Source organism: Natronolimnohabitans sp. A-GB9 (assembly GCF_030848565.1).
Taxonomy (GTDB): Archaea; Halobacteriota; Halobacteria; order Halobacteriales; family Natrialbaceae; genus Natronolimnohabitans.
On sequence record NZ_JAVDDV010000017.1, the window covers coordinates 18,603 to 40,887 of the forward strand.

Annotated in this window: 27 protein-coding genes; 8 read left to right on the top strand and 19 right to left on the bottom strand. The window is 61.6% G+C overall.

The features are described from left to right. Window positions 1-2: 2 nt before the first annotated feature. Window positions 3-350: a hypothetical protein gene (locus RBH26_RS16665; RefSeq protein WP_306759512.1), complete on the bottom strand. Its 348-nt coding sequence runs from the start codon at window positions 348-350 to the stop codon at window positions 3-5. 89 nt (window positions 351-439) lie between these two features. Next, entirely contained in the window at window positions 440-763 is a 324-nt protein-coding gene (locus tag RBH26_RS16670; RefSeq protein WP_306759513.1) for a hypothetical protein, read from the bottom strand. A gap of 264 nt (window positions 764-1,027) precedes the next feature. On the opposite strand from RBH26_RS16670, the gene RBH26_RS16675 reads away from it, so the two are divergent. Next, window positions 1,028-1,267, top strand: coding sequence for a MarR family transcriptional regulator (locus RBH26_RS16675; protein WP_306759514.1), 240 nt, complete (start codon window positions 1,028-1,030; stop codon window positions 1,265-1,267). A gap of 261 nt (window positions 1,268-1,528) precedes the next feature. Here RBH26_RS16675 and glnA read toward each other — a convergent pair whose 3' ends face one another. Beyond that, entirely contained in the window at window positions 1,529-2,884 is a 1,356-nt protein-coding gene (glnA, locus tag RBH26_RS16680; protein ID WP_306759515.1) for a type I glutamate--ammonia ligase, read from the bottom strand. A gap of 303 nt (window positions 2,885-3,187) precedes the next feature. Then, on the bottom strand, window positions 3,188-3,424 hold the full coding sequence (locus RBH26_RS16685) for a hypothetical protein (RefSeq protein ID WP_306759566.1): 237 nt from the start codon (window positions 3,422-3,424) through the stop codon (window positions 3,188-3,190). 346 nt (window positions 3,425-3,770) lie between these two features. Between RBH26_RS16685 and RBH26_RS16690 the strand changes: the two genes are divergently transcribed. Beyond that, entirely contained in the window at window positions 3,771-4,118 is a 348-nt protein-coding gene (locus RBH26_RS16690; protein ID WP_306759516.1) for a thioredoxin family protein, read from the top strand. A gap of 33 nt (window positions 4,119-4,151) precedes the next feature. On the opposite strand, the gene RBH26_RS16695 is transcribed toward RBH26_RS16690, so the two are convergent. Both RBH26_RS16695 and RBH26_RS16700 read right to left on the bottom strand, forming a co-directional pair. After that, on the bottom strand, window positions 4,152-4,451 hold the full coding sequence (locus RBH26_RS16695) for a hypothetical protein (RefSeq protein ID WP_306759517.1): 300 nt from the start codon (window positions 4,449-4,451) through the stop codon (window positions 4,152-4,154). Between the two features lie 259 nt (window positions 4,452-4,710). Beyond that, the gene (locus RBH26_RS16700) at window positions 4,711-5,088 is read right to left on the bottom strand and encodes a hypothetical protein (protein WP_306759518.1); all 378 of its coding nucleotides are present in this window, start codon (window positions 5,086-5,088) and stop codon (window positions 4,711-4,713) included. A 183-nt stretch (window positions 5,089-5,271) separates the two neighbouring features. Here RBH26_RS16700 and RBH26_RS16705 point away from each other — a divergent pair, with 183 nt between their 5' ends. Continuing rightward, a complete protein-coding gene (locus RBH26_RS16705) occupies window positions 5,272-5,475 on the top strand; it encodes a hypothetical protein (RefSeq protein WP_306759519.1) in 204 nt (67 codons plus the stop codon). Here the strand turns inward: RBH26_RS16705 and RBH26_RS16710 are convergent. The 5 genes from RBH26_RS16710 to RBH26_RS16730 are packed head-to-tail and all read right to left on the bottom strand — an operon-like array spanning window position 5,460 to window position 10,824. Beyond that, the gene (locus RBH26_RS16710; RefSeq protein ID WP_306759520.1) at window positions 5,460-6,521 is read right to left on the bottom strand and encodes a glycosyltransferase family 2 protein; all 1,062 of its coding nucleotides are present in this window, start codon (window positions 6,519-6,521) and stop codon (window positions 5,460-5,462) included. The genes RBH26_RS16705 and RBH26_RS16710 overlap by 16 nt on opposite strands. Then, window positions 6,514-8,043 carry a nucleotide sugar dehydrogenase gene (locus RBH26_RS16715; protein WP_306759521.1) on the bottom strand — a complete coding sequence of 510 codons (1,530 nt, stop codon included), beginning with the start codon at window positions 8,041-8,043 and terminating at the stop codon, window positions 6,514-6,516. The genes RBH26_RS16710 and RBH26_RS16715 overlap by 8 nt, the downstream gene beginning before the upstream one ends. Continuing rightward, on the bottom strand, window positions 8,040-9,026 hold the full coding sequence (locus tag RBH26_RS16720) for a Gfo/Idh/MocA family oxidoreductase (RefSeq protein ID WP_306759522.1): 987 nt from the start codon (window positions 9,024-9,026) through the stop codon (window positions 8,040-8,042). Before RBH26_RS16720 ends, RBH26_RS16715 begins: the two co-directional genes overlap by 4 nt. Next, window positions 9,023-10,249 (bottom strand): DegT/DnrJ/EryC1/StrS family aminotransferase, encoded by a 1,227-nt coding sequence (locus RBH26_RS16725; protein WP_306759523.1) that lies wholly within the window; start codon window positions 10,247-10,249, stop codon window positions 9,023-9,025. Before RBH26_RS16725 ends, RBH26_RS16720 begins: the two co-directional genes overlap by 4 nt. Further along, window positions 10,246-10,824 (bottom strand): acyltransferase, encoded by a 579-nt coding sequence (locus RBH26_RS16730; RefSeq protein ID WP_306759524.1) that lies wholly within the window; start codon window positions 10,822-10,824, stop codon window positions 10,246-10,248. Before RBH26_RS16730 ends, RBH26_RS16725 begins: the two co-directional genes overlap by 4 nt. A 403-nt stretch (window positions 10,825-11,227) precedes the next feature. Here RBH26_RS16730 and RBH26_RS16735 point away from each other — a divergent pair, with 403 nt between their 5' ends. Then, window positions 11,228-11,761 carry a hypothetical protein gene (locus RBH26_RS16735; protein WP_306759525.1) on the top strand — a complete coding sequence of 178 codons (534 nt, stop codon included), beginning with the start codon at window positions 11,228-11,230 and terminating at the stop codon, window positions 11,759-11,761. A 337-nt stretch (window positions 11,762-12,098) separates the two neighbouring features. On the opposite strand, the gene RBH26_RS16740 is transcribed toward RBH26_RS16735, so the two are convergent. The 3 genes from RBH26_RS16740 to RBH26_RS16750 all read right to left on the bottom strand — a co-directional run bounded on the left by RBH26_RS16740 (window position 12,099) and on the right by RBH26_RS16750 (window position 14,164). After that, complete coding sequence (locus tag RBH26_RS16740) at window positions 12,099-13,085, bottom strand: DUF1616 domain-containing protein (protein WP_306759526.1); 987 nt, start codon at window positions 13,083-13,085, stop codon at window positions 12,099-12,101. Window positions 13,086-13,319: 234 nt separating this feature from the next. Beyond that, window positions 13,320-13,595, bottom strand: a complete 276-nt coding sequence (locus RBH26_RS16745; protein ID WP_306759527.1) for a PadR family transcriptional regulator — start codon at window positions 13,593-13,595, stop codon at window positions 13,320-13,322. Window positions 13,596-13,831: 236 nt separating this feature from the next. Next, window positions 13,832-14,164, bottom strand: coding sequence for a helix-turn-helix domain-containing protein (locus tag RBH26_RS16750; protein ID WP_306759528.1), 333 nt, complete (start codon window positions 14,162-14,164; stop codon window positions 13,832-13,834). A gap of 587 nt (window positions 14,165-14,751) precedes the next feature. On the opposite strand from RBH26_RS16750, the gene RBH26_RS16755 reads away from it, so the two are divergent. Next, window positions 14,752-14,943 carry a hypothetical protein gene (locus RBH26_RS16755; RefSeq protein WP_306759529.1) on the top strand — a complete coding sequence of 64 codons (192 nt, stop codon included), beginning with the start codon at window positions 14,752-14,754 and terminating at the stop codon, window positions 14,941-14,943. Between the two features lie 272 nt (window positions 14,944-15,215). Further along, window positions 15,216-15,719: an ArsR family transcriptional regulator gene (locus RBH26_RS16760; protein ID WP_306759530.1), complete on the top strand. Its 504-nt coding sequence runs from the start codon at window positions 15,216-15,218 to the stop codon at window positions 15,717-15,719. 43 nt (window positions 15,720-15,762) lie between these two features. Here RBH26_RS16760 and RBH26_RS16765 read toward each other — a convergent pair whose 3' ends face one another. The 4 genes from RBH26_RS16765 to RBH26_RS16780 form a co-directional block, all read right to left on the bottom strand. Beyond that, entirely contained in the window at window positions 15,763-16,554 is a 792-nt protein-coding gene (locus RBH26_RS16765) for a hypothetical protein (RefSeq protein WP_306759531.1), read from the bottom strand. Between the two features lie 207 nt (window positions 16,555-16,761). Then, window positions 16,762-17,262: a hypothetical protein gene (locus RBH26_RS16770; protein ID WP_306759532.1), complete on the bottom strand. Its 501-nt coding sequence runs from the start codon at window positions 17,260-17,262 to the stop codon at window positions 16,762-16,764. A gap of 513 nt (window positions 17,263-17,775) precedes the next feature. Continuing rightward, window positions 17,776-18,129 (bottom strand): hypothetical protein, encoded by a 354-nt coding sequence (locus RBH26_RS16775; RefSeq protein WP_306759533.1) that lies wholly within the window; start codon window positions 18,127-18,129, stop codon window positions 17,776-17,778. Window positions 18,130-18,246: 117 nt separating this feature from the next. Next, window positions 18,247-19,236: an NAD-dependent epimerase/dehydratase family protein gene (locus RBH26_RS16780; protein WP_306759534.1), complete on the bottom strand. Its 990-nt coding sequence runs from the start codon at window positions 19,234-19,236 to the stop codon at window positions 18,247-18,249. Window positions 19,237-19,421: 185 nt separating this feature from the next. Between RBH26_RS16780 and allB the strand changes: the two genes are divergently transcribed. Together allB and RBH26_RS16790 are read left to right on the top strand one after the other, a co-directional pair. Beyond that, window positions 19,422-20,789, top strand: a complete 1,368-nt coding sequence (allB, locus tag RBH26_RS16785; RefSeq protein ID WP_306759535.1) for an allantoinase AllB — start codon at window positions 19,422-19,424, stop codon at window positions 20,787-20,789. Between the two features lie 152 nt (window positions 20,790-20,941). After that, a complete protein-coding gene (locus RBH26_RS16790) occupies window positions 20,942-21,163 on the top strand; it encodes a hypothetical protein (protein WP_306759536.1) in 222 nt (73 codons plus the stop codon). A gap of 25 nt (window positions 21,164-21,188) precedes the next feature. Here the strand turns inward: RBH26_RS16790 and RBH26_RS16795 are convergent, their stop codons facing one another. Beyond that, on the bottom strand, window positions 21,189-22,259 hold the full coding sequence (locus RBH26_RS16795; protein ID WP_306759537.1) for a quinone-dependent dihydroorotate dehydrogenase: 1,071 nt from the start codon (window positions 22,257-22,259) through the stop codon (window positions 21,189-21,191). Between the last annotated feature and the right edge of the window lie 26 nt (window positions 22,260-22,285).

Consider the following 22,285-nt stretch of genomic DNA (forward strand, 5'->3'; position numbering starts at 1 on the left):
TATCAATCTTGAGAGTCGCCGAATCGCCGCGCCGCGACGCGACTGAGTCGCTCGAGCAGCGGGCTTCGCTCGGCATCGAGCCAGCGGTGCAAAAGCGCCTGAACGAGGCTCGGGAGCGCTGTGGCCAGAACCAACACACCAACGGCCGACGGGACGTCGCCACCGACCAGTAGCCACGCGATGGTTCCGACGCCGACGAGACAGAGAGCCGCCCCGCTGCCGGCGAAGGCTAGCCAGTATCGTGGTGCGCGAGCCCGTTGTTCGTCGGTATACGATACTGCCTCGTATACGACGAAGACGCCACCGAAGGCGGCTACAAGTGCGATGATACCGTAAAAAACGCGTAGCATGGGGGATTGTCTCTCACGATATCAGTTAGGTATTGCGACGGGAACGGATCGAACGAGACACCCAAATCCGAACAACTACCGTCGACGACTCACTCGCGTTTGACCGTCTTCGACTCGATCCGATCCCCGTCGCGCCACTGGTAGTAGGTGTAGGTCGTGCCGGCGATCTCTTTGATCGTGACACTCGCCCGCTCTGGAACGCCGGGGGGATACTCGCGGTCGCTTTCGTCCGTCTCGTCTCCGTCATCTTGCTCGCCGTTTGTCGCTACCTTCCATGCTGCGAGCGTTTTGAGATACTCTCCGGCGGCTCGGAGCTGGTCGACGTCCCGCTCTTCGAGGGTCGAAAGCGCCGCTCGAGCGTCGTCGTCCAGCTCGGTCGGTGGTGTCGGCCGATCGCGATCGGTCGTCGTCATCGAGTCGAGAGTCACGACACGGAGCCAAAATGCCTGCCGGTCTCGAGACGGAGACGACCGGTCTTGGGAGACTGTATTGCTGTCCAGGCGAAATCACGACCTCTCCGAGATCTCGCCGATATTGGCGAACAAAAGACTGTACGAGCGCCACATCGTATAATGTATACTAACTATAACGAAGGATTATACTAATTCCCTCATATGGATATATACTCAATATACGTACAGATTTATATACGAAAACGGTGGACGGTCGTGGTGACAATGAGTTCACAGGAGTATCGACTCAGTTCCGACGTCGAACCGGTTCCAGACGAACTCGAGTCCGCCCAGGCCAAACTCGTCTACCTCTGTCTCGAGGCCACGGGTGGTGCGACGGTCGACGACTTGGGTGAGTTCCTGGCGATGGAGAAGCTCTCGGTCCTGACGCTGTTGCAGACGCTCTCGAATGCCGGCTTGATCGAGCAGCGCGGCGAGGAGTACGTCGTCACGAGAGTTCGATAGTACTCGGTTGGCTGCACTGAGACGGATCGCCGTCACTGTTTGCCACTTCGATCGCAGAACACTCGCGGTTGTGCCGAAGCTGATACTGCCGGACAGCACTATCGTGAGCAGTCGCCGCTTCCGTCCGGCGACCCCGCTGCAGTGACTGCTGTCCGACAGTCTGACGGACGGTTGGCCACTATCGCGCTCGACCAGCAACTGCTATTGGCTCTCGATATCGGTAAACGAAAAACCGATCAGCGTCTCAGCCGGGAGCCGTCCTCAGAACGTCTCGAGGTAGCGGTCGAGTTCCCACTGGGAGACGTCGACGAGGTACTCCTCGAACTCCTGAGTCTTGGCTTCGACGAACTTGGGAGCGACGTGTTCGCCGAGTGCGCTGTAGATGGCTTCGTCTTCCTCGAGGGCCTCGACGGCTTCGCCGAGGTTCGACGGCAGCGTGTCGATACCGTACGCCTCGCGTTTCTGTTCGTCGAACTCGTAGATGTTCTCGCGGATCGGATCCGGACAGTCCAGATCCTGTTCGATGCCGTCGAGACCAGCGTGGATCATGACGGCGAAGGCGAGGTATGGGTTACACGAGGGGTCCGGCGAGCGCAACTCGACGCGTGAGGCCGCGGGGACGCGAGCCGCGGGTTTGCGGACCAGCGCCGAGCGGTTGCGGTCCGACCAGGCGACGTAGACGGGCGCCTCGTAGCCGGGCACCAGGCGCTTGTAGCTGTTGACCGTCGGGTTCGCGACGGCCGTGATCGCCGGTGCGTGCTCGAGAATGCCGGCGAGGTAGGAGTGGGCGGTATCGCTGAGGTTGAACTCGTCGTCCTCGTCGTGGAAGGCGTTCTCGCCGTCCTCGGTCATCAGCGACATGTGCGTGTGCATCCCCGAGCCGTTGATCTTCGGGATCGGCTTGGGCATGAACGTCGCGTGAAGGTCGTGTTCGGCGGCGATGGCGCGGACGACCGTCCGGAAGGTCGCGACGTTGTCAGCCGTCGACAGCGCATCGTCGTACTCGAAGTTGATCTCGTACTGGCCGCGGGCGACCTCGTGGTGGCTGGCTTCGATCTCGAAGCCCATGTCCTCGAGCCCGTAGATGATGTCACGGCGGACGTCCGAGGCGAGGTCCTTCGGCGCGACGTCGAAGTAGCCGCCGTGGTCGGCGGTCTCGGTCGTCGCGCGACCGTCCTCGTCTTCCTCGAACATGAAGAACTCGGGCTCGGGCGCGAAGTTGACCTCGTACCCCATCTCCTCGGCGCGCTCGATCGCCTGCCTGAGCACGTATCGTGGGTCTCCCTCGAACGGCTCGCCCGTGGAGGTGTCGTAGACGTCACAGATCATCCGGGCCGCGGCGCTGTCTTCCTTCTGGCGCCATGGGAGGACCGCGAACGTCTCCGGGTCCGGAACCAGACGCATGTCCGACTCCTGGATCCGGACGAAGCCCTCGATCGAGGAGCCATCGAAGTAGATCCCTTCGGTGAAGGCCTTCTCGGCCTGGCGGGCCGGAACGGAGACGTTCTTCACCGTTCCGAGGATGTCGGTAAACTGCAAGCGCAGGAAGTCGACGTCCTGCTCTTCGATCTCGTCCAACACGGCCTGTTCCGCGGAGGTCAGTTTTCCGCTTGTCATCTTTTGCTCGAGTAAGACATTGGATTCTACTACTAAAGCTCTACTGTTGTGGGCGAATATACCTATAGGGGCTCAGAATTGGCCATATGTGGTTTAATAAATCGAATATCATGGGTGTGAATGACAACGATAGAAAAACACCGGGAAAAACTGTATGGCTGTCTGGAATATATTCGAACCTCGACATGAGTCGTCCGGACCGACGGTGGTCGGCGTGACATTACTGGCGGTTTTCGAGCCCCTCGCTGTCGTCGGACGTCGCTGCTCACATCGGACTCACGGCATCGCGAGAGGCACTCGTCGCTACGGTGTGGCCGATCGGGCCGTCGATCGATCGTCGCCAGTTCCGTCGCGGTCGGCGTTTTCGCGACGCGGCCGTCTCGTGAGCGTCGTCTCACAGTCGGGACAGACGTACTCGATGTGACGATCACGGGTTCGTAGGACCCAGTCGCCGTCGATCGGGCTCGAGTGGTCACACTCCCAGCAGAACAGGGTCGATTTCCGTCGCGATGTGTGTCCATCGAGAGTCGGTACAGTCATCGGACCGTCGTATGTGGATGGAACATAAAGCCCCCCTCGACGGTTCGTTTCAGCCGATCGATTATACGGATGGTTTCGGTCGAAACAGTGAGATACCGATCGACGAAAACCGGTCACACCGTCGGCTAGTGGCGCATCGACCGTCGATTCGACGGCGTATCGGCTGAGAGGTGTTCGCTCCCCGTTCTCGATCGCTTCAGGTGAATTCATTCCAGTGGATCGACGCCGAGTTCGTTCATCGCGGTCGATCCGACCCCTCTCTGGTGATCGGCGGGACAGCGGCACAGCAGTCCGTATGAGGGGTGGGTACAGCAATCCGTATCAGCGTACAGCCACTACGTATCGTATGGAAGACACAGCCAAACCGACACGACTCACAGACAGTGATGAACTCGAGACGTTCCTCGAACGACACGAGGTCGCTCTCGTCGAGTTCTACACCAACGGCTGCTCGAAGTGTCAGGCGATGGAACCGGTGTTGGGAAACGTCGCCCGGGCGACTGACGTGCCGGTCGGCCTGCTCAACCCCGGTGACGATATCGGGCTCGTCGAACGGTTCGATATCAGTTCGGTCCCGACACTGCTCCTGTTTGCCGACGGCGAGGTGATCGATCGCCGTGCCGAGGGGTTCGTCAGTGCCGACGACGTCACCGAGATGCTCGAGACACACGTCCCGAACGCCGTCGACGGATAACGGTGACGCCCTCGTGGGCTAGACGGTTCCAACTTAGAGGTCTTCGAAGGCGGTTTTCTCGAGTTCGTCGGGGTCGACCTCGCCCTCGAGGTATCGCTCGCCGGTTTCAGTGATGTCGTACATTCCGATGGCTAGCCGCTCGAGTAGCCCGTGTTTTGCGAGCGCCCGACACCGGTTGGCCGCGTCCGGGCCGCGACAGATCCCCGCGTCGTCGATGTGGGACGGCTCGAAGACGTCCGGATCTTGCATCAATTCGAGGATCTCGTCGTCGACGGGCTCCATCCAGCTGTCGTCCGGTTCGTCGTCGCGTTCGTCCGGATTCGTATCGGTCATAGTTTGCTCGTTTCGTTCGGAACGGTCGTCCGATAGATACCGCGCACGCTACAAGATACTGTTGTCTCCTACCTGATACTGTCGGACAGCAGTCAGTGAGCCGTCGGTCGCGAACGCGCGGCCATCACCGTCGGGACGGCCGCAGTCGCGCGACCGATCGTCGAATCGTGCTGTCCAACAGTATGAACGGATCGTCTCCGACGGTGGCGGCCACGAACTCGCGTTCGACCCGGTATCGACGTCTCCGATACTGTTACGATCAGGACTGCTCGGGGGCGGCGTAGTCGACGTGGACGTTCGGTGCGGTCGCCGGCGAGACGCCCGTGATCTGCCGATCGACGAACGTGATGTCCGTGAGTTCGCCGGTAAACGCAAAGCGGATCGTGTCGCTTTCGATCGTTCCTTCGACCGTCGACCCCGATACGACGGTCGAGGTGGCGGAACGCTCCGCCTCGAGGACGTCGATTTCGCCGTCGACGGTGATCTCGAAACTCGAGGGCGTCTCGTGTCCGATGATCGTCACCACGTTTGCCGGTTCGGCAGTGCCGTCCCGTCGCGTCCGTGTCGCTGTGATCGTCGCCGTCGCTGTACGTCCCTCGTCCGGTTCCGCGTCGTGGTCCGTCGCTTCGTATTCCATATACTGAGATGAAGTCCAGTATGCAAACGTAAACCTTCTCACTCAACTAATGGTTGAATTCGGTGAAATATACGATCTCGTGCCGATCAGAACGGATTTTTGGTGTTAGGAGTCGTTACTCGATTGTGACCGATCGCGAAACACTTATCAGTGAATCGCAATAACTGCCAGTATCCGAGTTCTATGAGTCTCTCTCGCCTGTTGTCCGGCCTCTTCGCTGGATCGGAACCCGACACCGACTCGCCGGCGGCGACAGCAGACGATGGCGAGAACGATCACGTGACGGTCATCTACGAGTGTCGCAACTGCGGGACGACTGTCTCGGCCGATACGACCCGGTGTCCGGCCTGTGAGGGCGAGGATATCGTTCGCTACTCGATCGATTGACTCGGCGATCGTTCGACGTTGGAACCGACCCCGCTGTACTCGTATCTGGTCACTTCGAGTTCCTCGTTCTCCTCGGCGTCGAAGTAGATCGCGATACCGAGCGCGACCAGTCCAACGACGAGGGCCACGAACGAAGCGATCGCACCGGAAAAGCCGTCTTTCCCGCGAAGTGACCGGGCCAGCGAGGCACCGAGGCCGGCGCTGCCACCGACCAGTCCGGCGCTGCCGGCGCCGTAGAAGACGACGGCTGGGTGGAACCGCTGGACGACGTACCGCTGTTTCAGTCGCCAGAGGAAACTCCGGAGCAACAGCAGGGAGACGTACCGGACGAACGGGACGTATCGAATACTGGAGGTCTCGTCGCCGTAGACGGCCGACATCGCGACGTCGGCGACCCGACAGTCGTTGACGTTGAGGTGTGTAAGGAGATGATTGAGGAAGCCGTACTGGTCGGTGATCGACTCGAGGTCGAGCTCCTCGATCGCCTCCCGTGAGATAGCCGTATAGCCGTTCTGTGGGTCGCTGATCGTCCAGTAGCCCGAAGCGAACTTCGAGAGACCAGTGAGCAGGGAGTTGCCAACGAATCGGAACGTCGACATCCCCTCGCGGTCGTCGGGGTGAAGCAGGCGGTTCCCCTTCGCGTAGTCGGCCTCACCTTCGACGATCGGGTCGATGATCCGATCCAGGATGTCGGGATCCATCTGTCCGTCGCCGTTCATCACGGCCACGACGTCCATTCCGTCGTCGGCGGCGTGTCTGTACCCCGTTTTGACCGCCGCGCCGTAGCCACGGTTTTCTTCGTGACGGATCGGGACGACACGACGCGCGTCACCGCCGTCGGTGACCGTAAGCTCCGGCTCCGGTTCGGCGTGTTCGTTGACCCGCGATGCGACCTGCTGGATCACGGCCCAGCTGTCGTCCGGCGAGGCGTCGTCGACGGCGTAGATCCGGTCGACGAAGTCGGGAACCGTCTCGATGACCTCGCCGACGAACGCCGCCTCGTCGTAGGCCGTGATTACGACGCCGATTCGGTTGTCCTTATACATCGTTTCCGTCGGTCGTCTCGTCGTTGCTGTCTGAATCGGTCGCTTGCCCGACGACGCCGCCGTCCGCAGTCACCGACCGATCGTCCGGGGGGATCCGTTCGCTTCCGCCGTCGGCTTCGGTCGGTGATCGACCGTCCACGGTCCCCGCGAGGGTGTACTCCCGATGTGGCGTCTCTGAGAGGTCGACTGCGTCTCGGCCGTCGACGACGACCATCGGCTCGAGGTCGGCCCACGGGATTTCCTCGAACGCTTCGTGGGGCGTGACGATCACTGCGGCGTCGAACGCCATCTCGGTGAGGTCGTCGACGTCGACGGCTCGAGCGCCGTACTCGGCCGGATCGACGAGTGGGTCGACACCCGCGACGTCCGCGCCGCGGTCGTTTAACTCGTCGATGACGCCGATCGCGGGCGAGGCACGCGTTTCCTCGACGCCCGGTCGATAGGTAATGCCGAGGACGACCACCGACGCGCCCTCGAGTTCGGTTCCGGTCGTCGACAGTTCGCTCTCGAGGCGATCGACGACGACCGCCGGCATTTCGTCGTTGATCCGTCGGGCGGTCCGTGTCAGATCCATCGGCGCTTCGTTCTGCGAGAGCAGGAAGTGTGGATAGTAGGGAATGCAATGGCCCCCGACGCCCGGGCCAGGATCGTGGAGCTGACACATCGGCAGATCGTTGGCCGTCTCGATCGCTTCGCGGACCGAAATACCGAGTTCGTCGGCCAGCCGACCGAGTTCGTTGGCCAATCCGATGTTGACGTCGCGGTAGACGCCCTCGAACACCTTGACGGCTTCCGCCGTCGTCGCGTCCGAGACCGGATGGACCTCGTTGTCCGAGAGTTCGTCGTAGACGACCGCGGCGGCGCGCGTGCTCTCGTCGTCGACGCCGCCGACGACCTTCGGATACGCACCGCGGATATCCTCGAGTGCGCGGCCGCTCGAGGTCCGCTCGGGACAAAACGCGAGCCCGAACTCGTCGGCTGCGAGGCCGCTCTCTTGCTCGAGGTGGGGCTCGAGGACGTCACGACAGCTCGTCGGCGGCAGCGTCGACTCGGCGATCACCAGATCGCCCGGAGCCAGTCCGGCTGCGATGTCGTCGACGACAGATTCGACCGTTGCCAGGTTGGGCTCGTTCTCGTCGTCGAGCAGCGTCGGCACGATGATGACGTGGATCGCTGCGTCAGTGGCCGCCGCCGGGCCGTCGGTCGTCGCCTCGAGCCGTCCGTCAGCGACCTGTTCGGCGACGAGGCCGTCCAGTCCCGGTTCGCCGACGACGTGGCTCTCGCCGTCGTTGATCGTCTCGACGACGTCGGGGTCGACGTCGACGCCGGTCACGTTGCCCGTCGTCTCCGCGTAGACACCGGCAAGCGGGAGCCCCATCTTCCCGAGGCCGTAGACGGCGACTGGAAGCTCGCCCGCCGTGAGCAGTTCGCGCTGACGAGCGAGCGACTCGCTCGAGCCGTAGAGCCCGACGCTCGAGCCGTCGCGACTCGGTGTCTCCGTTTCGTTCGTCTCGCTGCTCATCGGGCTTCCACCTCCCGTCGCTGTGTTCCCTCTCCGATGAGCGATTCGACCGTCGTGACCGTCTCGAGGGCTTCGATACCGTCTTCCGCAGTGACGACGGGCTCGGAGTCGGTCCGGACAGCCTCGAGGAAGGCCTCGAGTTCGTGGCGCAACGGTTCGCCGTTGTCGACCCGCGGGCGCTCGATGACGCTTTCGTGTCGATACCGGCGCTTTCCGTCGTCGACGACGTACTCGGGGTAGGAGTTGCGGTGGATCAGGACGGACTGCTCGAGGTAGTCGACCTCGAGGAGACACTCGCGGGCGGTGATGGTGAGCTTTCGAACCTTCTTCTGGGTCACGCGACTCGCCGTCAGCGAGGCGACGACGTCGTCGAACTCCATCGTCGCCGTCGCGTACTGGCCGGATTCGGTACCCATCGCGGTCACCGAATCGGGCTGGTCGTCGAGTAATGCGCCGACGATGTCGATGTCGTGGACCATCAGGTCCGAGACGACGTTGCCAAGCGCGTCACGATCGAGCGGTGGCCCGAGCCGTTCGGCCTCGAGACTGATGACGTCTACGTCGTCGATCAACTCGGTGACGGTCCGGACGGCCGGGTTGAACCGCTCGATGTGACCGACTTGCAAGACGAGATCGTTTGCCGCGGCCTGCTGGGCTAAGTCCCGACCCTGTTCGATCGTCTCGGCGATCGGTTTCTCGACGAGGACGTGGACGCCGGCGTCGAGACAGTCCGACACGACGTCGTAGTGGGCCGCCGTCGGCACCGCGACCGTGACGACGTCACAGCGCCCGAGAGCGGTTTCGAACCCGACGGCCTCGGTTCCGTACTCGACGGCGACCCGTCGGGCGATGTCGCCGTCGTGGTCCGTAACACAGGTGAGTTCGACGTCGGAGAGTTCACTATACACGCGCGCATGATTCTCACCCATCGAGCCGACGCCGATGACGCCGGCTCGAATCGGTCGTGAAGGTGTTTCGTTCATTGGGAGTTGAAGTGACCCTGCACTGCTTCGACGACGGTTCGTCGACCCGCTTCGGAGAGATTCGGATGGACGGGAAGCGAGAGGACCGTCTCGGCAGCCCGTTCGGCGTTTGGCAGCGACGCTGCCGCGGAACTCACCGTCTCGTAGGCCGGCTGACGGTGGATCGGTGTGCCGTAGTAAACACCGGTATCGACGCCGTGGTCGTCGAGCGTCGCTGCGAGCGTTTTTCGGTCGTCGGTCCGGATCGTATACTGATGGTAGACGTGCCGATACCCGTCGGGTTCGGTCGGTGTCTCGACGGGGAGTTCCGCCAGTTGCTCGTCGTAGTAGGCGGCGGTTTCTCGCCGGTTCCGGTTGAATTCGGGGAGCCGCTCGAGTTGCGCTCGACCGATCGCGGCGGCGAGACTCGTCATGCGGAAGTTGTGCCCGAGGTCGACGTGTTCGTAGCTGCCGCCGTTGCCGACGTCTCGGCCGTGGTTGACGTAGCCTGCGGCCCGGTCGGCGACGTCGTCGCGGTCGGTCGTGATGATCCCGCCTTCGCCGGTTGTCATGTTCTTCGTCGGGTAAAACGAGAAGCAGGCGGCGTCACCGAGTGAGCCGACGCGGTCGCCGTTGATCGTCGCACCGTGTGCCTGACAGGCATCCTCGAGGACGAACAGGTCGTGGGCGTCGGCGATCGCACGGAGTCGATCCATCTCGGCTGCCAGCCCGTAGAGGTGGACCGGGAGCAGGCCGACGACGTCGTCGCGTTCCTCGAGCGTCCGCTCGACATCGTTCGGATCGAGTGTGTACGTCTCGGGATCGATATCGGCGAAGACAGGTTTGCCGCCGGCGAGCCTGATCGCGTTCGCGCTGGCGACGAAAGAAAACGGTGACGTGATTACGGCCTGTCCCTCCTCGAGACCGAGTGCTTCGAGCGCGGCGTGGAGGGCGGTCGTCCCGTTCGAGGTCGCGACGGCTCGATCGGTCCCGCAGTAGGCGGCGAACTCGTCCTCGAAGCTCCGAACTTCGGGTCCGTCGGCGAGCATGCCGCTCTCGAGGACCGACTCGACGCGCTCGACGGCACCGGCACCGAGCTCGGGAGCCGCGATCGAGACGTCGGTCGTCGTTCCCGTCGCTTCGGTTGAGCCGGTGCTCGACGACTCCGCCTCCGAGACACCGCCGTCCGTCTCGGCCGGTTCCGTGTCGGACGCGGTCTCCGTATTGGTGTCGTCGACCGTCATGCGATCTGGTTTGCTCCCTCGAGCGGTTCGGGCAACGCCTGGGTCGTCGCCGGTGTCCCGACGGCGAGCGTGTTCGGCGGAACGTCTTCCGTGACGACCGACCCGGCCGCAACGAAGGCGTTCTCACCGACCGTGACGCCGGGCAACAGCGTGGCGTTGGCGCCGATCGATGCGCCTTCCTCGATCGTCGGCCCTTCGAGGCCGTTGTCCGTCCGAATCGGATACTCGTCGTTGGTCAGTGCCGCACTCGGCCCGATGAAGACGTTGTCCTCGATAGTCGTCTCTGTCGGGATGTAGACGTTCGTCTGGAGACTGACGTGCGAGCCGATCGTCGTCTGGCCATCGATGACCGTCTTCGTCCCGACGAGGACGTCGTCACCGATCGTCGTTCCTTCCCGGACCAAGACGTCGTGGCCCGTGGTGAACTCGTCACCGATGGTGACGTCGCCGTAGACGATCGAACCGGCCCTGATCGTCGCTCCATCGCCGATACGGGTCGGCTCGTCGAACTCGCCGTGTCCGACCGTCGCGTCGTCGTCGACTGTACAGTCGTCGCCGTGAACGAATCCATTCATCGAGCGACACCTCCGTTGCTCGAGTCCGTACCGTCGGATCCGAACGTTCGTTTTCGTTGATGCATCATCGATTACTCGACACCCGCGTGGGCAATCGTGCTGTTACAGCCGGTAACACGGCTTTGTTATCCCCGACCTGACGGGCTCGTAGTCAGGAACTATACCGTGGTCGTTCGATCGCGTTATGTGAAACGGCGATACAGCCGTTAGAGTCCGCGATTAGTCGGATATCACTGCTTCCTCTTCGATACATATCAGTATAGATGTCAGTTACGGCCGTCAACTGGTACAATTCCATTTCGAGTGGGTAGCCGAGTGATAGTAAAGTGTCAGAGTCTGGCATTCGGTGGCGTGAGGTATCCGAACACCCCTGTAGATCGGATTTGGGAGCGCGAGGACGCTTATGTCTGACCACGAACTAACACAGGCCGAACTGTTCGACGTTTTTAGCAACGCTCGTCGGCGACGGGCCGTCCAGTACCTCAAACAACAGGGCGGGAGCTGTGATCTCGCCCCGCTCGTCGAACAGGTCGCTGCCTGGGAGAACGACACCGACACGGACGACGTAACGCGCACGCAACGTCGGCGAGTGTACATCTCTCTGTACCAGACCCACTTGCCGATGCTCGAAGATCACGGGATCGTCGACTGGGATCCCGACGATCACGCGATCGAACTGCTGCCCCGCGAGGACGTCTTCGATCCGTATCTCGATCAGCGACTCGAGAACGATCGGCAGTGGGACCAGATATACGTCGCGATGACCGGCGTCGGTGTCCTGGCGCTTGCACTCTCGTGGTTCTCGATTGGCCCGTTGACGGCGACGGTCGCGCCGGCCGTTGCGCTGGGACTCTGTCTACTCGTCCTCGTCGTCTCGATCGTCCAGCACGTCTCGCGCCGACCCGATCTCGAGTTGCCGTTCGGACTCGCGAGTTGATGCGTAGAGTCCGTACGGACCGTACGAGACTCGCCGTGTTCGAGCACTGATTCTCGCCGCCTCACTGTTCCCGCTTCGCCGAGAACTGCTCTCTCATACGGTCTCCTGTCGTCATTACAGCAGTCCGTATCACTGCCGGACAACATACTGTACACACCGATCGCACTCGAGACGCCGTCGCGGGTGTGTCGGTACAGGAACCGAACTGCGATCGTCAGTGCAGACGGTCATACTGGCGGACAGCAGTCAGTGAACCGTCGGTCGCGAATTCGCGGTTGTCACCGCCGGCGACGGCCGCAGTAGTGCGACCGATGGTGAATAGTTCTGTCCGCCAGTATCAGCCCTCGACTGTCACCCAGAAGTACGTGTCTTCATCCGCGTTCTCGTTTGTCGGCTCCGACGGTGCCTCTCCCTCGAACAGCAGAACGCTGATACGGACGGTTTCGCCCTCCGTTGCGGTCGGTGCGACGTTCAGGTCGTCGTATCCCGTCGTTTCATCGTCGAGTGTCGTCTCGAGTTCCTCGAGTTCCGTCTGCTCGACGATCTCGTCGTCCTCGAGGGATTGCTCCTGGACGACGACCGTGTAGTCGGTCTCCTCGCCTTCCTGGTTATCGATCGAGACGGTGACTGGGATGGATTCGTTCGGGCCGATCTCGCCATCGATGTTGTCGGCGATCAGTTCACCGTCTTCGTCTTCAGTGTAGAGTGCCAGTTCGGTGAATCCGCCCGTCGATACCGGGGCGAGAAAGCCCACGAGTAACGCACCGGCCGCCAGCCCGATCGCGAGAACGAGTACGATCGACGAAGCCGTCGCGACGGCATTTTCCTCGCGCCGAAGTCTCCGTATTGCCTGCAGTGGGGAGACAGTAAACCGCTCGGCGGTCGGCGTTTTGAGTCGGCGAACGACGCCGAGTTGTGCGAGCACCACCGTGAGTACGGTGAGTGTTGCTGCAGCCGGGACGGTTGCCAGACCCCACTGTGTCAGCGGCAGGACGAGCCCGACGACCGGCACGACCGCCAGTGAGAGTGCGACCGACAACCCCAGGCGCTCGACAACGTCGATACCGCGTGGCTCTCGTTCGATCGTGGTTGCCGTCGCCTCTCGAGCACTCCTGTTGCCTGCCGGAAACAGAACGGAAACGAGCGCATATCCCGGAAGAAAAAGCGCTAACGGGAAGGTCGCTAGCAGTCGCGCCACGCTTCCCTCCTGAAGGGACGTTACGGCTCCGTAGGCCAGTATCGCGCCGACGGAAACGACAGCGAGATCGAACGGATACTGGCGAACGACACTGAATCGTGTCAGCGTACTCGTTTCGTGACTCATCGCTTGGACACCGGACGTTGTGTGGTAGTAACCGACCTAACTGGAGACGACACGCAGAGCATTCTCGGATGTTGGCTCAGTGCACGCTGTACCGCTTTGTTATGGCCGGGTTATCGGATCTGATCGTTCGAGAGACGACGGTCCCACCGCGACCGACCGTCGATCGCGTGGCCGGCGACACCGCTCCGAACGATCGGTAGGACAGTTTTCGACTGCGCGGCCTCGAACGCGACCCTAAAAATCGACGTACTGCTCCTCCCACTCGCGACGTTCATCGATTCGCTCCCGACCAGTCTCCGTGATCGCGTAGTAGTTCGTTCGTCTGTCGAGTTGCCCTTTCTCGACCAGCTCCTTGTTGACGAGCGTGTCGAGATTCGGATAGAGGCGACCGTGATTGATTTCCGAACTATAGTACTTCTCGACTTCGTCTTTGACGGTCTGTCCCGACGGTTGATCGGCGCCTGCGATCACGTACAGGAGGTCCCGTTGGAAGCCGGTCAGATCGTGCATTGCTCAATCACAGTGACCATTCCATTGAGTAGATATTTGTTATCCGTATCATACAGCATTGTTAGCCCTTCTTTCAATATATGTTCACGGAACTAAAGTGCACGTTCCGGAGATTCTCTTTCACGTGAGAACGAAGCCCACCGCGACGCCAGGAGGACAGTACGAGCGGTATACGTCACCGTAGTAGTCTCTCGCCAGTCCGATCGAGTCGATCGGGACCGATCCTACCGGCTCGCTTACTCGTCAGCCGTCGACATCGAGACGTCGATACCGTCCGACTGGATCTGCACGTGAAGCGATTCGATCGTCGCCTCGTAGGCGGTCGTGTGTGATCCATCGTCGTCGAACCGAACGCACTCCGACAGGAGATCGCTCTCGAGGAGATTGTTGATCCGGCGGTACACCGTCGCGGACGAGCTGTCCGTTCGCTTGGTTAGTTCCTTTGCCGTCTTCGGACCGTCGCTCGTGGCGACGAGGATCGTCCGCGCACACTCATCGCCGAGAACGTCGAGTTGGGCGGACGGGTCAGCCGTCGATTCCGATCGCGTGTTACTTGCTTGCATTGACATCGTCGTATTCACCGGGTTCGGGGAGGTCGACTCGAGTCGCTCTCGCGGGAGCGGAGACGAGGGGGGTCGGCCGGGAGCACGGTCCACCGCTGCCGCGAGCACCGCTTGTACATTCCAGCACGACGATCGGTAAGCGATAGTGGTATTTTATAACGATGTACCTTATACAACGGAAATAAGATAATTCGGTGGCTAAACATCTCGTTTCGGGTAATAAATGATACCTTTCCGACCACGCGAACGGTGTCAAGTCCTCGTTTGGAAGCCGAATACTGGCAAAGCCGCCTGAATCCGGTGTCGTTCTCGAAGGGACGAAATTCCGTTACTGGCCGTTTCACCGGGGAATACCAGTTGCTAACGCCCGGAAACTGCGTATTTCGCGGTTCTCACGGCCCGTCGCCGGCTGAACGGTCTCCGTCCTTTATTCACGTCAGACCCCCTCGGTAGGATGACGCCTGGACGTCTTCGGAGAACACGCGACCACGTTCGTCGTGGATGGCTCGTCTCGGTTTGCTACGACCGACCGGTCGACCCGTCCACGCGAGACGCTGTGGTCTCCAGGACTGTCCGCGTACACCCCCTCAACCATGAAATCCACGCAACAAGACTGGAAACCCATGGAATCGTCGTCAGCAGGCGCTCGCTGTCGAAACTGCGGGACACACGTTACCCAGCAGTTCGCACGCGTCTTCGGTGATAACGGTGACGTCGTCCATGGTTGTCCGGCCTGCACGACCTATCGCGAGATGCAGTCCGGTGGACACCTGCCGGGTGAATAGTACCCGCCATTGGGATCGCTCCTGCTTCCGATTACTTTTGCCCTTGCTGTCGTTCCCGTACTGTAGTCGCCACTGATACTGCTGTCCGACAGTATGAACGTCGGTGCCGATTGTATCCTGCCCTTACGCCACGGGATCGTTCCTCGGCCGCCTCGTCGTCCATCCGACTCTGGCCTAGCCTGCAAAAGTTAAAGTCAGTGGTCTGCGAAACGCCGTCGTGTATGGTAACTGGTGGTGGACTGTCCGTCGCTAATGCACACGCCGTCTGACCGATGTCCGTCCAAACGAATCGTACCGATTCTCTCGAGGAAAGTGAGGTGTTTCACATCCTCGGCAACGACAGGCGACGGGCTATCGTGCAACTGCTCGCCGAGGAGTCCGGCCAGGTCGACGTTTCGGATATCGCTTCGGAGATCGCCGCCAGTGAAACCGATACCACGCCCGTTCCGAACAATCTCTACAAAAGCGTCTACGTTTCCCTCCAACAGACACATCTGCCACAGTTACAGGAAGACGCCGTCATCGAGTACGATTCGGACGCGAAGACGATCCAGCCGGGTGAGCACTTCGATGACGTCTTACAGTATATCGACGGCCACAACGAGGCGCAGTCGACGATCCTCCAGTTGCATCTGGGGCTCTGTATCCTTGGACTCGCGGTCATCGCGCTCACCGGCCTCGGGATTCCGCTGCTCTCAGATCTCGATCCCGTGCTCTCGAGCGTCCTCGTCCTGTCGATCGTTGCCGCGAGTAGCCTCTATCAGCTGTTGAGTTGAAAACATCGAACGGTTTCGTCTGTCGGAACTGTTCCACTGCTCGCTATCGACCGTCGGTAGCGTCTTCTCCGTACTCGTTTTCGGTCCCGTCGTCCGATTCGTCGATGGCTTCGTCCGGTGGCTCGACGAACACGAAAACGGTCGCCTGCTCGATACCGACCTCGATTACGTCATCCTCGAGAGCGTCGGGTTCATCGACCGGCTCTTCCTCGATCGGTTCCGCTTCGGGATCGGCAGTGACGACGGCGCGGTCAGTTACCGGTTCGTCCTCGGGAGTTAGATACGGGCCGTCCTCTTCACCGTCGGTCTCGACGAAGTCGAACGCCTCGTCGTCGTTCGTGTCCAGGTGAGCCATCGCGATCAGTGTCTCGTCCTCCTCGAGCGGTTCGTCGAGAGCCACTTCGACGTTCTCGTGCTCACCCGGCTCGAGATACTCCGAGACGCCGATGACGCTTCCGATGACGTTGCCCACGAGCAGGCTACTGTCGTGGATCACGACGAAGCCGCCGTCCTCGAGTTCGACGTCGTCGACGACGACGGTGTCGTCCTCGATGGATTGGTCGCTGAACGTGATGGCTGCGTCGAACTCGGCCGCTTCGGGTGGGGCCGTTTCGGCGGTCTCCTCGTTCATCGGCTCGTCATCGATCGGTTCTTCCTCGTCCGTTACGTTCTCCGGTGGCCCGTCGGCAGTATCGTTCGGTTCCGTGTCGTGGTCGTCTGGTACGGCTTCCGTGTCGTCTGCGGCCGCCGGGGCTGCGCCGGCGACCATCGCACCGCTTGCACAGGCCATCATCAACGCGGTGAGTACCACGAGTAGCTGATTGCGTGCGTTCATGTCTCTGCCCTCGAAAGGCAACGGCTACTCACCAGTTCGGTAGATAAACCAGCGGAACTATTTCGACCCGTAACGGACAACTATGGCGGCACACAGCCGACCACGACCGTCGGTCGCCGTCGGAAAACAACTGTTATACGGACTGCTGTCCCGAGTGCCCCCTGACCCGTTCTGGCGAGCGACGGGACGTGACGACAGGGGACCGTATCACTCGTTTTTCGGCTGTTCGGGGGATTGAGACGCGGTCGGTTCGTGACCTGGCAGACAGATCAGGTTCTCCCGACCGAGTCGTAGTTTCGTGATTCGGTCCTCCTCCTCGAGTTCGGCGAGCAGCCGGCTGACTTTCGCCTTCGACCAGTCGACCGAGTCGACGATCGCCGACTGTTTCATCCGGCCGCCGTTCTCGCGGATGAGTTGCTGGACGCGTTCCCGATCGGTCAGAAACTCCTCGTGGTGTGGTTCCGGATCGGCAACGAACGCGTTTTGTTCGTCGATCCGATTCCGTGCGACGAGCACGCCGCCGAGAAACACGAGTGCCAGAATGCCGACCAGGGCCGCCAGATGCGGACTCCAGTCGAGTTGGAACGGTCGGACGTGGCCCGGTGGGATGATCGGAATGAGTGGCTCGATGCTCTCGGCTGTCGACACTGCGATTTCGGCGGGCGAGTCGGGAGCGACGCGCATCGTGATGTGGACTCGAGTGCTCATGTCGGCTGGAGTAGGCTGGACTCACTCACGTCTCTCTGTAGCGTCGTGACGGCTCCACAAAGTGTTTTTTATCAACATCTTGCTTTTCTTGTATCATTGTTCTTGATATGATGTATTTCACTGATTCTGACTGTCGGAAGGTCGGAGACGGCAGTACGGTCAGTCGACGCCTACCGTTTCGTATCCGTACCCTGCAGACGCAGCGTCGGTGAGTGCTATCGGTCCGGTCCCCGGACGTGTGGACGGATACTTCGGCCACCTCGTTGACTGTTGCCGTCGCCGAAACCTGTCAGGGGGTGGTACAGCGGACCGTTGCTCGAGAGTTCGAATAAACTCGGTCGGACGTTCGATACGGTTAGCACGGATTCGGGCCGATTCAGTCGGTAATCGATCTATTCTGTGACCGTCTTGATCGAGGAGAATAATACACTACCGGACAAAACGAGTGTGAGCTGTCGTCGTTCCTGTCCGGCGAACTCGCGGCCGTCACCCGTCGGGACCGACAGCGAGCCACTAGACGCCCGGCACGCCGGCGGCCTCGTATCCGGTGACACCGATGAGCGCGAGGACATACAGGACGATCAGCACCGATAGCCAGGCGACGATCGTGATCGCGGCTGCATCGATCCAGCCACCGGGGTACCGGGCGTTGATGACTGCGAGATAGGCGATGAAGACGAGTAGCGGACCCAAAAGCGGGACCCAACCGAAGAAGAATCCGACGACTCCCCAGACGATCGCTCCGAGTAACGCCGTGATAATCGCGTACGTGTAGTCTTCGGTGTCGACGACGACTTTCGCACCGACGTAGATCCCTGCTGCGCCGATCAGGAGGCTAACGGCGAAGACGATGAGGCTTTCGATCATGTGGCTCTGTGAGCCTCCGCATACCGTTAGTTATCTCTCACCTACACTCATAGAAGTCCCGTATAGGGCCTCAGACGTCGGTTTACGAGAGATTCATCGGGTTCTAATGTTCAGGCCTCAACGCGCAGGATTCCCTTCGCGCATCGAATCGCTGGCCGGTTCGGCGTTCGCTTCCATCGGTGATAGTCGGGTCCCGTCGACGAGCGACTGAATGCCGCTCTCGAGACTCACTCGCGACTCGAACCCGAGCCTCCGATTGGCTTTGGAGATGTCCGCACCGCTGTGTCTGATGTCCCCGGGTCGAGGATCGCGGTGGACGATCGGCGACGAGGAGTCGGTCGCCGCTTTGATCGTCTCTGCTAGCGATCGAATCGACGTTCGGCTACCGGTCCCGATGTTGAACGCCTCGCCGGTCGCCTCGGTCGTCGCCGCCTGCAGGTTCGCCCGGACGATGTCGCTGACGTGGACGAAGTCCCGCGTCTGCTCGCCGTCGCCTTCGATCGTGATCGGTTCGTCCGCACGGGCCTGCTCGAGAAACGTCGAGATGACACCGCTGTAGGGGCCCTGCTGACGTGGGCCGTAGGCGTTGAAGTAGCGGAGTGCGACCGTCTCCAGATCGTACAGTTCCGCGTAGCGACGGGTGTACTGATCGACGGCGAGCTTCTGGATGCCGTAGGGGGAGGTCGGTTCGGTCGAGGCGCTCTCCGAGATCGGGAGTTCGTCGGGATGCCCGTAGACTGCCGCACTCGAGGCGACGACGACCCGAGCGTCCTCTTGTCGCGCCTGTTCGAGCAGGAGGAGACTCGCCTCGAGATTCGTCTCGTTGCTCCGGCGTGGGGCGTCGACGCTACGGGAGACGCTGACGACCGCGGCGTGGTGGAAGATGACGTCCACGCCGCGGGCGGCTTCCTGGAGTGCGATCGGATCGCCGACGTCCCCCTCGACGATCGTCACGTCGTCGGGGAGGTGCGATCGATCACCCGAGGAGAAGTTATCGAGGACCCGGACCTCGTTGTGGGGGGCCAGCGCTTCGACGAGGTGACTCCCGATAAAGCCCGCGCCACCGGTCACGAGCACCGTCTTGTCGCGGATCGCTTGCGAATCCATTTACTCGCCGAACCACCTCTTTGCCGTTTAGTATAGCATTCGTACCCCGTCGTATCCCGCCCCTAGAGCTATGACCGTTGGCTGACCGTCCCTCCCTCGAGAGAGCACCGTTGCGGTGGCTACGACAGGACACGTGCTGGTCGCCCAACAGAAGCTATATGCCGGCCCCTCGGCAATTCCCGCCAATGACTGTCGATCTCGTCGTGCACAACTGTACCGTCGTCACCCCTGCCGGACGGACGCCCGACGCCGGCGTCGCCGTCGAAGACGGGGACATCGTCGCCGTCGGACGCAGTGACCGGCTTCCGGACGCTGACCGAATCGTCGACGGTGACGGAAAGGTTCTGGTTCCCGGAATCGTCGACTGTCACATCCACAACCGCGAACCCGGCCTCGAGTACAAGGAGGACTGGGAGTCGGCCACGCGGGCCGCGGCCGCCGGCGGCGTGACGACCGTCGTCGGGATGCCGAATACGGATCCGGTCATCGACCGCCCGGCGAACCTCGAGTTGAAGTTCGAACGCGGTGAGGCCTCGGCTCACGTCGACTTCCAGAGCTACGTCGTCGTCACGAGCGAGAACCTCGAGTTGATCCCCGACCTCGACGAGGCCGGTGCACTCGGCTATAAGATCTTCCTCGGGTCGACGGTCGGTGACGTTCCGCCGCCGAACGACGGCGAGATCATAGAGGCGATGGAGCGGATCCGCGAGACGGGCAAACGGCTCGGCTTCCACGAGGAGAACGGCGAGATCATCGACCATTACACGGCGCAGTTCAAGGCCGAAGGACGAAACGACCCCATCGATCACTCCCACTCGCGGCCCGTCGTCGCCGAACGGGAGGCCGTCGAGCGCATGATCACGTTCGCCGAGGAGACCGGCGCGAAGATCCATATGTTCCACGTCTCCTCTGGCTCGGCCGCCGAGGCCGTCGCCCGCGGGAAAGAACGGGGTGTCGACGTCACCGCCGAGACGACCCCCCACTACCTCTGGTTTACTGAGGAGGTGATGCGTGAGAAGGGTAATCCGGCTCGTATCCAGCCCCCGATTCGGGACGCCGACGAGCGCGAGAAACTCTGGGACGTCGGGATCGACGAGGGCACGATCGACTGCATCGCGACCGACCACGCACCCCATACACCCGAGGAGAAGAAAGTCGACGATCCGTTCGGGAACACCTGGGACGCGATCTCGGGTTTCGTCGGCCTCGAGACCGAGGTGCCAGCCATGCTTACGTTCGTCGACGACGGGCGACTCACGCTGGAGGAGTGGGTCCGTCGCCACTCGACCCGGCCCGCCCAGGTGTGGGGGATGTACCCCCAGAAGGGATCGCTGCAGATCGGTACCGACGCCGACTTCACGATCGTCGACCCCGACGTCGAGTGGACCCTCGAGGACGGCGACGAACTCCACTCGAAAAACTGCGTGACACCGTTCGTCGGCGAGTCCTTTACCGGGACGGCAGTCACGACGGTCGTTCGCGGCGAGGTCGTCTACGAGGACGGCGACGTCGTCGGCGAGTCGGGATACGGGACTCGAGTCGACGTCAACTGAGCCGGACTGCTGTCCGTCAGTGCCGACGCGACCACGATCCGGCTGCGGTCGTGCCGGCTGACCATCTCCGTTCCACCGACCAGTTACAAATTCTGAAATTCGTGAGAGAGTATATATTCTCGTCATCCGTCGAGACCGATGCGGGTTGTCACATGTCCGAAACTGGAACCGAACTCGATACCGAGCCGAACGAGACGGAACGACTCAAATCGGTGTATCTCTCAGTTACCGGCGGCGAGACGGAGCCGGTGGTAGAGAGACAGGAACCTGATTCGAACACTCGTGAGATCCCGGACGATACACCCTCCGACGTCGTCGGTCCGGCCGAACATCACGGTCTCGACGACGCGATCGACGACCACGAACCGGGCTGACTCCCGCTGACCTCGCTTATCGCGGTTACTCGAGGTCGGCCCCGACCGCGTCTTCGATCGATTCGAACCCGTCGCGCTCGAGCAGCGCCACGAGGCCTCGGTTGATCCGTTTTGCCGTCGATGGTCCCCGATAGACGAACCCGGTATACAACTGGACGAGCGAGGCACCGGCACGGATCTTCGCGTAGGCACTGCCCGGTGAGTCGACGCCACCGACGCCGATGATGGGCAACTCGCCGTCGGTATAGTCGGCGATCGTTCGGATAACGTCGGTCGATCGGTCCTCGACCGGTTTCCCGCTGAGTCCGCCCCACTCCTCGCGGTTTGGTGACTCGAGTCCCTCGCGGCTCGTCGAGGTGTTCGTCGCGACGATGCCGTCGAGGCCGAACTCCTGGACGATGTCGACGAGATCGAGGATCGAGTCCGTTGGTTCGTCCGGCCCGATCTTCACCAGCATCGGGACGTCCGCGTCGTTTTCGGCTTCGAGAGTCTCGAAAATCGTCCGGAGATGGTCGGGCGAGGCTTCGTCGAACTCGTCGGGCGTGTTCGGACAGGAGACGTTGACGACGACGTAGTCGGCAAACGGTGAGAGCCGATCGAAAACGCGGCGGTAGTCCTCGATCGCTTCCTCCTTCGTCGAGGAGTTCATCTTGCCGATGTTGACGCCCAGCGGGAACGCGGGCGTCCCGTCGGCCTCGAGTCGCTCCTTGACTCGTTCCATGCCCTGGCCGTTGAACCCCATTCGATTGATCATCGCTTCGTCCTCCCGCAGTCGGAAGAGTCGCGGTCGGTCGTTGCCCTCCTGTGGGTACGGGGTGACGGTGCCAATCTCGACGAAGCCAAAGCCAAGCGCCTCGAGAGCGTGGGTCACTTCGGCGTTCTTGTCGAAGCCAGCCGCGATGCCGACAGGGTTCGGAAACGTCGTATCGAACAGGTCGACTTCGAGGGCTGGATGCTCGTACCGATACGCAGCAGCGAGCGCTTTCCGGGTCGGGCACGTCGACTGAGTCGCTCGGAGCGTCCGTTTGCCGAGGTCGTGGGCCGTCTCGGCCGGCAGTCTGAATGCGAGGGGGCGAACTCGCGAATACAGCGTCATTTGACACACCTCGTAACGGCTGCTAC